Below are 14,189 nucleotides of genomic sequence, written 5' to 3'. Positions count from 1 at the left end.
AACGCACCGGCAACTTGAAAGATGACAGGGTAGCGTTTTTACCGCGCCTGGTTAAGCTAGCGGAGTCAGGATAATGCAGTTCGCTAAAATGCACGGCTTAGGCAACGATTTCATGGTTGTTGATGCTGTAACGCAGAATGTTTATTTTTCCCCCGAGTTGATCCGTCGTTTGTCGGACCGATATTGCGGCGTCGGTTTTGATCAGCTTCTGGTGGTTGAACCCCCTTACGATCCCGAACTGGATTTCCATTATCGTATTTTCAATGCTGACGGCAGCGAGGTTGCGCAATGTGGTAATGGGGCACGCTGTTTTGCCCGTTTTGTCCGCCTGAAAGGGTTGACCAACAAGCGTGACATCGCCGTCAGTACCCAGACCGGGCGAATGCTCCTCACTGTCACCGATGATGAGCTGGTCCGGGTTAATATGGGTGAACCCAATTTTGAACCGCAGCAGGTGCCGTTTCGGGCAGTAAAAGCGGAGAAAACCTATATCATGCGCGCCGGGGAACACACCATACTCTGTGGTGTCGTGTCCATGGGCAACCCGCACTGTGTGATTCAGGTCGATGATGTGGATAGCGCGAATGTAGAAGAGATCGGACCGCTGCTGGAAAACCATGAGCGTTTTCCAGAGCGTGCTAATATCGGTTTTATGCAGGTTGTCGATCGTAATACGGTGCGCCTGCGGGTTTATGAACGAGGCGCTGGCGAAACGCAGGCATGCGGCAGCGGTGCCTGTGCTGCTGTGGCCGTTGGGGTACAGCAGGGGTTGTTTTCTTCACAGGTGCGCGTGTCGCTGCCGGGCGGAGAGCTGGATATTCATTGGGATGGCCCGGGGAATCCGTTGTTTATGACCGGTCCTGCAACGCATGTTTACGATGGATTTATTCATTTATGAAGAATGTCGAGGAGCAGGCAGAGCGCCAAATCGAACTCAGTGACGAGATGGTTTTGCAGTTCCTGCAACAGAATCCTGATTTTTTTATCCGCAATGCCCGACCCACCGAGCAGATGCGGATCCCACACCCCATCAGGGGAACCGTATCGCTGGTCGAGTGGCAGCTTGCTCGTCAGCGAAATCATATCACCCAGCTTGAAGAAGAAATCACGCTGCTGATGGAACAGGCGGGGGCGAACGAAGTGCTGTTTAAGCGACTTCTCGGCCTGCAAACCGAGCTGGCATCCGCCGACAGTCTGCTGGATATGCTCGACAGATTCCAGCGTTGGGCACGCAAGCTGGGGCTGGCTGGCGCCACCGTTCGGTTGTTCAGTGATAAATGGCGTATTGGCGCGCCTTCCGATTTTACTCATCTTGCTTTGAATCGGACGCTGTTCGAACCATTGCGTATTCAACGTTTTGGCCAGTCCAACCATTATCTGGGCGGTCTGAATGGACCCGAGCTGCTGATGTTGTTGCCACAGGCCAAGCAGGTGGGATCGGTCGCGGTATCCTTATTGGGTGAAAATCATGATTTAGGGCTGCTGATCTTCAGCAGCCGCGATACTCATCATTATCAGGATGGCATGGGGACCGTGCTGTTGCAGCAATTGACGACCATGTTGCCCGCCATGCTGGAGCGCTGGGTTGAGCGGATATGAGTCAGCCTGCCTCGCCGGATAAGCCAGCAGCAGAGGCTTCCCTGCAACACCGCGTGGATGATTTTCTGCGCTACCTGAAAGTGGAACGTCAGCTAAGCCCGTTGACGCAAACCAGCTACGCTCGCCAGTTGGCCGCGACGATCGCGATTGTGTCGGCTAACGGGGTGGCGGATTGGGAGAAACTGGATGCGGCGGGCGTACGCTCTGTGGTTTCCCGCAGTAAACGAGACGGATTGCATGCGGCAAGTCTGGCCCTGCGTTTATCGGCGTTGCGCAGTTTTCTTGACTGGATGGTGTCGCGTGGCGTACTGGGCGCGAATCCGGCCAGGGGGATTTCCACCCCGCAGGCCGGGCGTCATCTGCCCAAGAATATGGATGTTGACGAGATGAACCGCCTGCTGGATATCGATCCGCATGATCCGCTGGCCGTGCGCGATCGGGCAATGTTGGAAGTGATGTACGGCGCAGGACTGCGTCTGGCTGAGCTGGTCGGAATGGACTGCCGGCACGTCAATCTCGATACGGGTGAAGTCTGGGTCATAGGGAAAGGCAGCAAAGAGCGCAGGCTGCCAATGGGAAAAACGGCGGTCGCCTGGCTGGAACACTGGCTGGCGCTGCGCGAACTGTTTGGGCCGCAGGATGATGCGATTTTTGTTTCCAATCAGGGCCGGCGTATTTCTATGCGCAATGTGCAGAAGCGCTTTGCCGAGTGGGGCGTGAAGCAAGGGGTCAACAGTCACGTACATCCGCACAAGCTGCGTCACTCTTTCGCTACCCATATGCTGGAGTCCAGCGGCGATTTACGCGCGGTTCAGGAATTGCTGGGGCACGCCAACCTTTCGACGACACAGATTTATACCCATCTGGACTTTCAACATTTAGCGTCGGTGTATGATGCCGCGCATCCACGTGCCAAGCGAGGAAAAACCTGATGCATTTTTACCGGCCTCTGGGTCAAATTCGCGCTATCACTTTCGATTTGGATGACACCCTGTACGACAATTATGAGGTGATACGGCGGACTGAGCGGGAGTCGGTGTGTTTTTTACAGCAGTATCATCCGGCGTTACGCGATTTTCAGGCGGCAGACTTCCAGAATCTGCGTAATGAACTGCGCGCGCGGGAGCCGGAAATTTATCATGACGTTACGGAATGGCGGCGGCGTACGGTTGAGCAGGTTATGCTGAATGTGGGTTTACCGGCGGATGAAGCGACGGCAGGGGCAAAGGCGGCGATGGAGAATTTCGCCCGCTGGCGCAGCCAAATCGAGGTGACGGAAGAGACGCACCGCACGCTGGCCGCCTTGGCCGAACATCTGCCGCTGGCGGCAATCACCAATGGTAATGCCGAGCCGCATCTGTTTGGGCTGGATCATTATTTCACCTTTATTCTTCGTGCCGGCCCTGACGGGCGCGCAAAGCCGTTTGATGATATGTATCATCTGGCGGCAGCAAAGCTCGGTTTGTCGCTGGATCAGATCCTGCATGTGGGCGATGATCTCATCACCGATGTCGCGGGCGCGGTTCGCTGCGGTATGCAGGCGTGCTGGATCAATCTGCGTGAAGGCAATCTCATGCAGATTGGCGACACAAGATTGCTGCCGCATATTGAAATTTCGCGGTTGGCATCGCTGACAGCATTGCTATAATCATTCTATACAAACTGTATAAATAACCAGTGGGAAGGTGTCTTCTTTGTGACGGCACGGTTTCCCGTCAACGGATAACCGGTATCTATGGACGTTTCTGAACTGCTTGATGGCCTCAACGACAAACAACGTGATGCGGTAGCCGCACCACGCAGCAATTTATTGGTGCTGGCCGGGGCAGGCAGTGGCAAAACCCGGGTCTTGGTGCATCGTATTGCCTGGCTGCTGGCCGTCGAAAACTGTTCCCCCTATTCCATTATGGCGGTGACCTTTACCAACAAGGCCGCGGCAGAAATGCGGCACCGCATCGATCATCTGATCGGCACCAGTCAGGGCGGAATGTGGATTGGGACTTTTCATGGCTTAGCCCACCGTTTGTTGCGTGCTCATCATATGGATGCCGGCTTGCCGCAGGACTTTCAGATTCTGGACAGCGATGATCAACTACGGTTGCTCAAGCGTCTGATACGGGCGCTGAATCTGGATGAGAAGCAGTGGCCGCCGCGTCAGGCCATGTGGTACATCAACGGGAAAAAAGACGAAGGGTTACGCCCCCAGCATATCGAAAGTTACGGCAATCCGATCGAGCAAACCTGGCAGCGGGTTTATCAGGCCTATCAGGAGGCTTGCGATCGCGCCGGGCTGGTGGATTTTGCCGAGTTGCTGCTGCGCGCGCATGAATTGTGGTTGAACAAGCCACACGTGTTGAATCACTATCGCGAACGGTTCACCAATATTCTGGTCGATGAGTTTCAGGATACCAACCGTATCCAGTATGCGTGGATTCGTATGCTGGCAGGCGATAGCGCCAAGGTGATGATTGTTGGCGATGACGACCAGTCTATCTATGGCTGGCGTGGGGCGCAGGTCGAAAATATTCAGCTGTTCCTGAAAGACTTTATCGGCGCCGAGACGATTAGGCTGGAGCAGAATTACCGTTCAACCAGCAATATCCTGAAGGCGGCTAATGCGCTGATTGCGCACAATGGTGGACGGCTGGGGAAAAACCTGTGGACGGATGGCGTGGAAGGCGAGCCGATTTCACTCTATTGCGCCTTTAACGAACTGGACGAGTCCCGGTTTGTCGTCAACCGAATCAAAGTCTGGCAGGAAAATGGCGGCTCGTTGAACGATAACGCCATTTTATACCGTAGCAACGCCCAGTCGCGCGTGCTGGAAGAAGCGCTGTTACAGCAAAGCATGCCTTATCGTATTTACGGCGGCATGCGATTCTTTGAACGTCAGGAAATTAAAGATGCGCTGGCGTATCTGCGTTTGATTGCCAACCGTAATGACGATGCGGCGTTTGAGCGGGTGGTGAATACCCCGACGCGCGGCATTGGCGACAGAACGCTGGATGTGGTACGTCAGACCGCCCGCGACAGGCAGTTGACGCTGTGGCAGTCAACTCGAGCCTTATTGCAGGACAAAGCGCTGGCGGGACGCGCTGCCGCGTCGCTACAGCGCTTTGTGGAACTGGTTGATGCGCTGGCTTATGAAACCGCCGAACTGCCATTGCATGTGCAGACCGATCGGGTAATTAAAGATTCCGGTCTGTGGGGCATGTATGAGCAGGAGAAAGGGGAAAAAGGTCAGGCGCGGATAGAAAACCTGGAGGAACTGGTCACCGCCACGCGGCAGTTCAGCTATCAGGAAGAAGATCAGGATCTGATGCCGTTACAGGCTTTCTTGTCGCATGCGGCGCTGGAAGCGGGGGAAGGCCAGGCGGACGCCAATCAGGATGCGGTGCAGCTGATGACGCTGCATTCGGCGAAAGGTCTGGAGTTCCCGCAGGTTTTCATCGTCGGGATGGAAGAAGGCATGTTCCCCAGCCAGATGTCGCTGGATGAAGGGGGGCGGCTGGAAGAGGAGCGGCGTCTGGCCTATGTGGGGGTGACCCGCGCGATGCAAAAGCTGACGTTGACCTATGCGGAATCCCGTCGTTTATACGGCAAAGAAGCTTATCATCGTCCTTCGCGTTTTGTGGGAGAGTTGCCGTCGGAATGCGTTGAAGAAGTCCGCTTGCGGGCCAGCGTATCGCGTCCGGTCAACCATCAGCGTCTGGGCACGCCGATCAGCCAGAATGACAGTGGCTATACGCTGGGGCAACGGGTTCGTCATACTAAATTTGGTGAAGGCACCATCGTTAATCTGGAAGGCAGTGGTGACCACTGCCGGGTACAGGTCGCATTTCAGGGACAAGGGATTAAATGGCTGGTCGCGGCTTACGCCCGGCTGGAAACGGTGTGAGAGGGTAACCTGCCTTCGTTTCCCGGTTGGCGCATCGGGCGTAGCCGATGAGAAAAGACGGGGCATTTATTCAATTGGCGACAGCGTGTTGAACGGCGGTTTTAAAGTTGACAGCCTTTTTCATCTCGGCGTAACATGCGCGCATCATTATTCCCGGAGGACCTACGCCTTGGACACACCCAGTCGATACTGGCTCAATAACCTGCTCATTAGGTACAACTTCTAAGGCTATCTCCGTTATGCTGATAGCCTTCGTGGTTGTCAGCGATGTTATTCATGTCGCTACGAGTCAGATCCGTCGAACGGTCTGAAACCTGCTGGTGACATTCTCACCGCTGTTTCTGTGCTTCCATCGCGTTGTCCATCTCTGTTACTGAATAAGGGAGCATGGCCTATGCTGAGCGCATTTAAACTGGATCACTGCCGTTTATCTCGTCTGGAGTTGGATGACTCCGACGATCTCACCGAGTCTGTCTGGGTCGATTTAATCGAACCTGAAGATGGCGAGCGTGAGAAAGTACAAAATGAACTGGGACAAAGTCTGGCCACCCGGCCAGAACTGGAAGATATTGAGGCATCGGCGCGTTTCTTTGAAGACGAGGACGGGCTGCACATTCACTCCTTCTTCTTCTTTGAAGATGCGGAAGATCATGCTGGTAACGCCACCGTGGCGTTTACCATTCGTGATGGCCGTTTGTATACGCTGCGTGAGCGAGAGCTGCCCGCGTTTCGGCTGTATCGGATGCGGGCCCGCAATCAAACGCTGGTCGATGGTAACGCCTACGAACTGCTGTTGGATTTGTTCGAAACCAAAATTGAACAGCTGGCGGACGAAATCGAGAATATCTACAGCGATCTGGAATCACTGAGTCGCGTCATTATGGAAGGTCGTCAGGGCGAAGAATACGATGATGCGCTTTCCACGCTGGCGGAACTGGAAGACGTGGGCTGGAAAGTGCGCCTGTGTTTGATGGATACGCAGCGTGCGTTGAATTTTCTGGTGCGCAAGGCGCGTTTACCTTCAGGCCAGCTGGAGCAGGCGCGTGAAATCCTGCGTGATATCGAGTCCCTGCTGCCACATAACGAATCCTTGTTTCAGAAGGTCAACTTTCTGATGCAGGCGGCAATGGGCCTCATCAACATCGAACAAAGCCGCATCATCAAAATTTTCTCGGTGGTTTCCGTGGTTTTCCTGCCGCCGACGCTGGTGGCATCCAGCTATGGGATGAACTTCGAATTCATGCCTGAACTGCGGTGGTCTTTTGGTTATCCGGGCGCGATTGTATTGATGATCCTGGCCGGCTTGGCGCCGTATCTCTATTTCAAACGCAAAAACTGGCTTTGAAAGCAGCTGCGCTCCCGCTTTTGTGGAGCGCAATATCTCTTAAATCCTTCATCTTCGCCGTGCGGGGGCGTGAGGCCGCGTCAACGCATTCTCGAATATTTGCCGCTGCCTAAATACCGATTGGTTATAACTTTTTGTTTCCCTGCTATTAATTGCCATATTAATTATCTGACCATTCTGTTTAGAATGGCTGACTATGTCTTATTTTTGAAACAGGTTGTGCGCATGAAAAGGGTTCCACCCTTGAGACAATGGATAATCCTGCTGTCGGTTTCGCTGGTTCTGGGATTCGGGTTGCAGGTTTACCATGTTCCGGCAGCGTTGTTGCTGGGCCCCATGCTGGTTGGCGTGGTGATGGGGTTGAACGGTGCAACCATCCGTATTCCCCCTGTGTTTTTTGCCGGCAGCAATGCGGTGCTTGGCTGTCTGGTGGCGCAAAGCCTTTCTCTTTCCATCCTCAGTCCATTAATCAGCGAATGGCCGCTGGTACTGTTCATTTTGCTGGCGACGCTGGCCGCCAGCGGACTTTCTGGCTGGCTGTTGGTGAAATTCAGCGAATTGCCGGGTACGACCGGAACCTGGGGCGCCTCTCCCGGCGGTGCTTCCGCGATGGTGGCGATGTCGGCGGAATTCGGCGCGGATGTCCGGCTGGTTGCATTTATGCAGTATTTGCGGGTGCTGATGGTGACTGCCGCCGCCGCATTTGTCGCGCGCCTCAGCCTGGGGGATGCCGCCGCCGAAAATAATGCCATGCTGGTCTGGTTTCCTGCGCTGGACTGGCGTTTCCCTGCGACGCTGTGCGTCGCGTTTGGCAGTGCATGGCTGGGGAGGCGTCTGCGTATTCCTTCAGGCGCACTGCTGGGGCCGATGATTATTGGTTCGTTCCTGCACGCCAGCGGAATTCTGCATTTAGCGACGCCGGAATGGTTGCTGGCGCTGGCATATGCTTTTATTGGCTGGAGCGTCGGTTTGTGTTTTACCCGGCCGATATTTTTTCTTGCTTTGCGTACCTTGCCGCACATGATGTTCTCAATCGTCGGACTGATGTTGCTATGCGGCGCCATGGCGTTGATGGTAACGCGGATCATGCCTGTTGATTTGCTGACGGCTTATCTGGCAACCAGCCCCGGCGGACTGGATTCTATCGCCATTATTGCGGCAGGCAGCGGGGTCGATATGGCGTTTGTCATTGCGATGCAGACGTTACGCCTGTTCTCGACTCTGCTCTTTTGTCCGCTGCTATCGCGCTTTATTTCGCGTCGTGTTGTATCTGATGCGGCGTAACCTGAACCCGACGTCGTTTACGCTGCGTGTAGATTGCATCCAGAATAAACAAGGCCAGCGCACTCCAGATAAAGGCAAACGTGATCAGTTTGTCGTTACCCATGGTTTCACCGTAGAAAATGACGGCCAACAGGAACATCATGGTCGGACCGAGGTACTGGAAGAAGCCCAATGTCGAAAGACGTAACCGCATAGCGGCGGCGGTGAAAAACAACAGCGGAACCGTGGTGATAATGCCCGCGGCGATCAGCAGCAGATTCAGTGACCAGGGGTTGGCCGTCATATGGCTGCTAGGGCTATCGGCGATAAAAAACAGGTAGACGACCGCCATCGGTAACAACCACAGGGTTTCAATCAGCATGCCGGTTTGTCCATCAATCCCGATTTTTTTGCGTAGCAGGCCGTATAGCGCAAAGCTGAAGGCCAACCCCAGCGCGATAACCGGTAGCGAACCGAAAGTCCACAGTTGAACGAGTACGCCGGCAACCGCCAGTAGCACTGCTATCCATTGCAAGCGGCGGAAACGTTCACCCAGAAATAGCATCCCCAGCATCACGTTAACCAGCGGGTTGATAAAGTAACCCAGGCTGGCTTCCAACATATGATGGTTATTGACCGCCCAAATATACAGTAACCAGTTGCCGCCGATCAGTACGGCAGTCAGCGCCAGCAACAGCAGGTGTTTGACGTTACGGCAGGCATAACGAACCTGACGCCATTTCCGGCTGATGGTCAGCAGGATCAGCATAAAGAAAAACGACCAGATAATACGGTGGGTCAGTATTTCATCGGGGGGAACATGCTCAAGCAACTTAAAGTAAACCGGTGCAATGCCCCAGATGAAATAGGCGCCCAGAGCGAAAAAGATCCCCTTGCGGGTTTGTTGCGAATTCATTGGTGGCTCGATAACAAAGGCGGGAAACGGCTTAGTCTACTCAAAACAGAACGCGTTTTCATCTCAACTGTTAACCAACAATGTACGTCGCGGTCGCGCTGGCAAGGTGTACGCCTTTTTCATTGTGCAATTCGGCCCGCGCCACCGCGATTTTATTGCCGCCGCGCAGCAGCTGGCTTGTAATGGTGAAATGCTCGCCGTGGCCCGGCCGCAGATAGTCCACCCGCATATCGATAGTCCCCATCCGTGAGAGTCGGTGATGGAATTCCTGTTCGCTGATGGTTTCATGGCGCAGCAGGGTATTGCCGACGCAGACTAAACCGGCCGCGACATCCAATCCGGCGGCAATCACGCCGCCGTGCAGAATTTTTTGCAAGGCGTTGCCGATCAGCTTGTCCTGGCGCGCAAACGTTAATGTTGCCCGGTCGATTTCAAAATGCTGTAGCTCGAGTCCTAATTCGCCATTGAACGGCATCTTGTAAATGAAAATGTCAGCAACAAGCTGACGCACAGTCTCTCGGGTTAAAACCGCGCTTTGAGTGGATGGCGTACTGGACATGGTTGTTTGCACCTTGAGAAAGCACCGGATATATGATGCTGAAAAGTTAATTAATTGTTTATTTTATGTGCATATTTTATTTCTTTCCAGAAAAGACTGAGAAAGTATCGAACACGGATTCAAATACCGACGAACTGTGTAGAATGTCTGGTTTGTGTTGGTATTGATTGCCTGGCTGGAACAGCCATCGTGAATGCTCGGGAGAAAAAGTGAATGCGTAAAATTGTAGGTATGTTGGCGGTGCTGCTGACGACATACGCTCAGGCGGAAGAGGCAAAAATAGAGCCAGTGCATGACAAACCCGCGGTACGCGGCAGCATTATCGCCAACCTGCTACAGGATCATGATAGCCCGTTTATTCTCTATCCTTATGAAAGCAACTATCTGCTGTATACCTATACCAGTAATATTAATAAAGCCGCGATACAGAGTTATAACTGGGGCGATGAAGCGCGCAAGGATGAAGTGAATTTCCAGCTTAGCCTTGGCTTCCCGCTGTGGCGCGGCATCTTCGGTGACAGCTCTTTGCTGGGGGCGTCCTATACGCAACGCTCCTGGTGGCAATTATCCAATAAAAGCGAGTCTTCGCCGTTTCGTGAAACCGATTATGAACCGCAGATTTTTCTGGGCTGGGCAACGGATTACACCTTCGCCGGCTGGACGCTGCGGGATGTTGAAGTGGGGATCAATCATCAGTCGAACGGACGTTCCGAGCCGACATCGCGTAGCTGGGACCGTGCCTATGCCCGTCTGATGGCGCAAAATGGCAACTGGCAGGTGGATTTGAAACCGTGGATTCGTTTCTCGGACAGCCAGGATGATAACCCGGACATTACCAAGTATATGGGACACTACCGCCTGCGCGTCGGCTATGTCTGGGGCGACAGCGTGTTCAGTGCGGAAGGGCGCTATAACTGGAACAGCGGCTATGGCGGCGGCGAACTCGGCTGGAGCTATCCATTGACGAAACACGTGCGTTTTTATACCAAAGTGTTCAGCGGCTATGGTGAATCGCTCATTGATTACAATCATCGTCAGACGCGCTTCGGTGTCGGGGTCACGCTGAACGATATGTTCTAGACAAGGTAGGCGCCGGGGATGGTTGCCTGTTCGCGTTTCCTGCCCGTCAGTCTGACGAAATAGAAACAATTTCTCGGAAAGGTTCGCAAGTATGGCGATAATCGGGTGCGCTGCCATTTAAAACATTGCAGTTTTACCGGACGGCGCTGAAAATAGCGCCTGTTTGATTTCATCGGATTGGGGAACGCGTGTCTACGGCGGAAGTATTGAATAAGGAAACGCTTGCTGTTCAGGTTTTACGGGAGACGTTTGGCTACCAGCAATTCCGGCCGGGTCAGCAAGAGATCATTAACGCGACCATCAGCGGGCGGGATTGTCTGGTTGTAATGCCGACCGGCGGTGGGAAATCGCTCTGTTATCAGATCCCGGCGCTGGTGATGGATGGTCTGACGCTGGTGGTTTCCCCGCTTATTTCGCTGATGAAAGATCAGGTCGATCAGCTACAGGCCTATGGCGTATCCGCCGCCTGCCTGAACTCGACCCAAACGCGCGAGCAACAGCTTGAGGTGATGGCGGGTTGCCGTACCGGGCAGATCAAACTGCTGTATATTGCGCCGGAACGTCTGACGACGGACGGTTTTCTCGATCATCTGATTCACTGGCAGCCTTCCCTGATCGCCGTTGATGAAGCGCACTGCATTTCCCAGTGGGGGCATGATTTCCGCCCTGAATACCGGGCGCTGGGGCAGGTTAAACAGCATTTTCCCTCCCTGCCGGTCATTGCGTTAACCGCGACGGCGGATGAAACCACGCGGCGGGACATCATCCGACTGCTTGATCTTCAGTCGCCTCTCATTCAGATCAGCAGTTTCGACCGACCCAATATTCGCTACACGCTGGTGGAGAAATTCAAACCTCTCGATCAACTCTGGATGTTTGTTCAGGGCCAGCGCGGCAAAAGCGGCATTATTTACTGTAATAGCCGGGCGAAGGTGGAAGACATCAGCACGCGTCTGCAAAGCCGGGGACTGAGCGTGGCGGCCTATCACGCCGGACTGGAAAACGAGCGCCGGGCGCAGGTGCAGGAAGCCTTCCAGCGTGACGATCTTCAGGTCGTGGTGGCGACGGTGGCGTTCGGCATGGGAATTAACAAGCCGAACGTGCGGTTCGTGGTGCATTTTGATATTCCGCGCAATATCGAATCCTACTATCAGGAAACCGGACGCGCCGGACGTGACGGGCTGGCGGCTGAAGCGGTACTGTTTTACGATCCGGCGGATATGGCGTGGCTGCGGCGCTGTCTGGAAGAAAAGCCTGCCGGGCAACAGTTGGATATTGAGCGGCATAAGTTGAATGCCATGGGCGCGTTTGCGCAAGCGCAAACCTGCCGCCGTCTGGTCTTGCTGAACTATTTCGGAGAAGGCCGTCAGCAGGCCTGCGGTAACTGCGATATCTGCCTCGATCCCCCCAAGCGTTATGATGGTCTGCTCGACGCGCAGAAAGCGCTCTCCTGCGTTTATCGGGTCGGGCAACGCTTTGGTATGAGCTATATTGTTGAAGTGCTGCGCGGAGCGAATAACCAGCGTATCCGTGAGTACGGCCACGACAAACTGCCGGTTTATGGCATCGGACGAGAAAAGTCGCAGGAACATTGGGTCAGCGTGTTGCGCCAGCTAATTCATCTTGGTTTGCTGAACCAGAATATCGCCCTGCATTCCGCGTTACAGTTGACCGAATCCGCCCGGCCGGTGCTGCGTGGCGAAGTTTCTTTGCAACTGGCCGTGCCGCGGGTGATCAACCTGAAACCGCGCGCCAGCCAGAAATCCTACGGTGGCAATTACGACCGCAAATTATTCGCCAAATTACGCAAGCTGCGTAAGTCCATTGCCGATGAAGCCAATATTCCGCCCTATGTGGTGTTCAGTGACGCCACGCTGCTGGAAATGGCCGAACTGATGCCGATTACCGCTGGTGAGTTGCTGAATATTAATGGCGTCGGCCATCGCAAACTTGAACGCTTCGGCGCGCCTTTTATGACCATGATCCGCGATCATGTTGATAATGATGACGAGTGATGGACGTTAAAATATGTGCATTAACACGCTAAAAAACAGGAAAATACCATGCTCTTTCTGACTGTCGCGCTGGTGCATTTCATCGCGTTGATGAGCCCAGGTCCGGATTTCTTTTTCGTTTCTCAAACCGCCGCCAGCCGCTCCCGTCGTGAAGCAATGATGGGCGTGCTGGGTATTTCGCTGGGGGTTGTCGTTTGGGCGGCGATCGCATTACTGGGGCTGCACCTTCTGTTACAGCAGATGGCCTGGTTGCATCGTGCCATTACTATCGGCGGCGGCGCTTATCTGTGCTGGATGGGCTGGCAGATGCTCCGCTCGGCGCGCAGCAAAGCACAGTTGGAAACCGAACAGGAAACGGCGGTCGTACTGCCCCGGCGCGGTAAAACATTTATTCGCGGCCTGCTGACCAATCTGGCAAACCCAAAAGCGCTGGTGTATTTCGGTAGTGTTTTCTCGTTGTTTGTGGGCGATAGCGTCGGCAGTGTCGAGCGTTGGGGCATTTTCACCCTGATTGCCATCGAAACGCTGTTGTGGTTTAGCCTGGTTGCGGTGGTCTTCGCGTTACCGGCGATGCGCCGGGCTTACCAGCGTATGGCGAAGTGGGTAGATGGCGTGGCGGGTGTGCTGTTTACCGGGTTTGGTTTACATCTGATTTTTTCGCGCTGATGCGTTTACACTGGCCGGGTACGCAACCCGGCCGGGAAATGAATCAGGCTTTTCTGGCGCTGGCGAGCAGTGCGCCGACCAGAACAAACAATGAGCCGAATATCCGATTGAGCGTTTGCATCTGACGCGGGCCTTTCAGCCAGCCGGCAATGCGTGTTGCCAGCGTGGCATAGCCAATCATGACGACCACATCGACGGCAACCGTCGTGATGCCCAAAATCAGGTACTGCGCGGCTTGTGGTTCATGTGGAATGATGAATTGCGGGAACAGCGCGGCCAGAAACACGATGCTTTTCGGATTGGTCAGGTTCACCAGAATGGCGCGTTTAAAGAGTCTGCGACGCGGCATGGCGCTGGCTATCGCCTGCAAATCCAGCGCCCCGGCGGCACGCCATTGCTGGATCCCCAGCCAGATGAGATAGGCCGCCCCCAGCCATTTGAGAATATCAAACGCCAACAGGGATTTTGACAGCAGTGCGCCAAGCCCAATACCGACCAGCACAATATGTATCGACAGCCCGACCTGTAATCCACTGATTGACGCGACCGTACCGCGATAGCCGTGGCTGATGCCTGTGCTCATGGTATTGATGGCGCCCGAACCGGGGGAAAGGCTGAGAATGAGTGTTGTCAGTAAATAGGTTAGCCACCAGTCTATGGTCATCGGCGAATTACTCCATGATTGTCATTGTTTATACGGGCATCCGGCCTCCACCCCGAAGGGCCAACGCTTTGCGTTGTTAATAAACGCGCCCTGCGTTTATTTCTCCCGGAAATTTTTTATGGCAGGCTATCCCTGCCTGCCACCTTTCGGCCGTCGCCAGCGACGTTAAAAATTTCTCCTGGAA

The 14,189-nt window shown here is 54.3% G+C and carries 13 protein-coding genes; 10 read left to right on the top strand and 3 right to left on the bottom strand.

Features of this window, described 5'->3' with window-relative positions:
• The first annotated feature begins 73 nt into the window (after positions 1–73).
• From dapF to B4923_RS13125, 7 genes are all read left to right on the top strand, one after another.
• Positions 74–898, top strand: a complete 825-nt coding sequence (dapF, locus tag B4923_RS13155; RefSeq protein WP_109054820.1) for a diaminopimelate epimerase — start codon at positions 74–76, stop codon at positions 896–898.
• Positions 895–1,599 (top strand): DUF484 domain-containing protein, encoded by a 705-nt coding sequence (locus B4923_RS13150; RefSeq protein WP_109054819.1) that lies wholly within the window; start codon positions 895–897, stop codon positions 1,597–1,599. Before dapF ends, B4923_RS13150 begins: the two co-directional genes overlap by 4 nt.
• Positions 1,596–2,531: a tyrosine recombinase XerC gene (gene xerC / locus B4923_RS13145; RefSeq protein ID WP_109054818.1), complete on the top strand. Its 936-nt coding sequence runs from the start codon at positions 1,596–1,598 to the stop codon at positions 2,529–2,531. Before B4923_RS13150 ends, xerC begins: the two co-directional genes overlap by 4 nt.
• Positions 2,531–3,247 carry a 5-amino-6-(5-phospho-D-ribitylamino)uracil phosphatase YigB gene (gene yigB / locus B4923_RS13140; protein ID WP_109054817.1) on the top strand — a complete coding sequence of 239 codons (717 nt, stop codon included), beginning with the start codon at positions 2,531–2,533 and terminating at the stop codon, positions 3,245–3,247. Before xerC ends, yigB begins: the two co-directional genes overlap by 1 nt.
• Before the next feature lie 87 nt (positions 3,248–3,334).
• Positions 3,335–5,497 (top strand): DNA helicase II, encoded by a 2,163-nt coding sequence (uvrD, locus tag B4923_RS13135; RefSeq protein ID WP_109054816.1) that lies wholly within the window; start codon positions 3,335–3,337, stop codon positions 5,495–5,497.
• Between the two features lie 394 nt (positions 5,498–5,891).
• Positions 5,892–6,842 carry a magnesium/cobalt transporter CorA gene (gene corA, locus B4923_RS13130; RefSeq protein WP_109054815.1) on the top strand — a complete coding sequence of 317 codons (951 nt, stop codon included), beginning with the start codon at positions 5,892–5,894 and terminating at the stop codon, positions 6,840–6,842.
• Positions 6,843–7,067: 225 nt separating this feature from the next.
• The gene (locus B4923_RS13125; protein WP_109054814.1) at positions 7,068–8,126 is read left to right on the top strand and encodes an AbrB family transcriptional regulator; all 1,059 of its coding nucleotides are present in this window, start codon (positions 7,068–7,070) and stop codon (positions 8,124–8,126) included.
• On the opposite strand, the gene rarD is transcribed toward B4923_RS13125, so the two are convergent.
• Together rarD and B4923_RS13115 are read right to left on the bottom strand one after the other, a co-directional pair.
• A complete protein-coding gene (gene rarD, locus B4923_RS13120) occupies positions 8,092–9,021 on the bottom strand; it encodes an EamA family transporter RarD (RefSeq protein WP_109054813.1) in 930 nt (309 codons plus the stop codon). The genes B4923_RS13125 and rarD overlap by 35 nt on opposite strands.
• Positions 9,022–9,091: 70 nt before the next feature.
• Positions 9,092–9,580: a thioesterase family protein gene (locus B4923_RS13115; protein ID WP_109054812.1), complete on the bottom strand. Its 489-nt coding sequence runs from the start codon at positions 9,578–9,580 to the stop codon at positions 9,092–9,094.
• Between the two features lie 213 nt (positions 9,581–9,793).
• Between B4923_RS13115 and pldA the strand changes: the two genes are divergently transcribed.
• From pldA to rhtC, 3 genes are all read left to right on the top strand, one after another.
• On the top strand, positions 9,794–10,660 hold the full coding sequence (gene pldA, locus B4923_RS13110) for a phospholipase A (protein WP_109054811.1): 867 nt from the start codon (positions 9,794–9,796) through the stop codon (positions 10,658–10,660).
• A 188-nt stretch (positions 10,661–10,848) separates the two neighbouring features.
• Positions 10,849–12,675 carry an ATP-dependent DNA helicase RecQ gene (recQ, locus tag B4923_RS13105; RefSeq protein WP_109054810.1) on the top strand — a complete coding sequence of 609 codons (1,827 nt, stop codon included), beginning with the start codon at positions 10,849–10,851 and terminating at the stop codon, positions 12,673–12,675.
• A gap of 48 nt (positions 12,676–12,723) precedes the next feature.
• Entirely contained in the window at positions 12,724–13,341 is a 618-nt protein-coding gene (gene rhtC, locus B4923_RS13100) for a threonine export protein RhtC (protein WP_109054809.1), read from the top strand.
• Positions 13,342–13,384: 43 nt separating this feature from the next.
• Here the strand turns inward: rhtC and rhtB are convergent, their stop codons facing one another.
• Complete coding sequence (rhtB, locus tag B4923_RS13095; RefSeq protein WP_109054808.1) at positions 13,385–14,005, bottom strand: homoserine/homoserine lactone efflux protein; 621 nt, start codon at positions 14,003–14,005, stop codon at positions 13,385–13,387.
• Between the last annotated feature and the right edge of the window lie 184 nt (positions 14,006–14,189).

Origin of the sequence: Brenneria roseae subsp. americana, from assembly GCF_003115815.1 — a bacterium.
Taxonomy (GTDB): Bacteria; Pseudomonadota; Gammaproteobacteria; order Enterobacterales; family Enterobacteriaceae; genus Brenneria; species Brenneria roseae.
The sequence above is the reverse complement of the archived record's forward strand: the minus strand, read 5'-3'. Positions and strand labels throughout refer to the sequence as shown.

Excerpts from the sequence above, each read along its gene's own strand:
- rarD (WP_109054813.1), bottom strand. The coding sequence starts at position 9,021 with ATGAATTCGCAACAAACCCGCAAGGGGATCTTTTTCGCTCTGGGCGCC.
- B4923_RS13115 (WP_109054812.1), bottom strand. The coding sequence starts at position 9,580 with ATGTCCAGTACGCCATCCACTCAAAGCGCGGTTTTAACCCGAGAGACT.
- xerC (WP_109054818.1), top strand. The coding sequence starts at position 1,596 with ATGAGTCAGCCTGCCTCGCCGGATAAGCCAGCAGCAGAGGCTTCCCTG.
- dapF (WP_109054820.1), top strand. The coding sequence starts at position 74 with ATGCAGTTCGCTAAAATGCACGGCTTAGGCAACGATTTCATGGTTGTT.
- pldA (WP_109054811.1), top strand. The coding sequence starts at position 9,794 with ATGCGTAAAATTGTAGGTATGTTGGCGGTGCTGCTGACGACATACGCT.
- rhtC (WP_109054809.1), top strand. The coding sequence starts at position 12,724 with ATGCTCTTTCTGACTGTCGCGCTGGTGCATTTCATCGCGTTGATGAGC.
- rhtB (WP_109054808.1), bottom strand. The coding sequence starts at position 14,005 with ATGACCATAGACTGGTGGCTAACCTATTTACTGACAACACTCATTCTC.
- corA (WP_109054815.1), top strand. The coding sequence starts at position 5,892 with ATGCTGAGCGCATTTAAACTGGATCACTGCCGTTTATCTCGTCTGGAG.
- uvrD (WP_109054816.1), top strand. The coding sequence starts at position 3,335 with ATGGACGTTTCTGAACTGCTTGATGGCCTCAACGACAAACAACGTGAT.
- B4923_RS13125 (WP_109054814.1), top strand. The coding sequence starts at position 7,068 with ATGAAAAGGGTTCCACCCTTGAGACAATGGATAATCCTGCTGTCGGTT.
- yigB (WP_109054817.1), top strand. The coding sequence starts at position 2,531 with ATGCATTTTTACCGGCCTCTGGGTCAAATTCGCGCTATCACTTTCGAT.
- B4923_RS13150 (WP_109054819.1), top strand. The coding sequence starts at position 895 with ATGAAGAATGTCGAGGAGCAGGCAGAGCGCCAAATCGAACTCAGTGAC.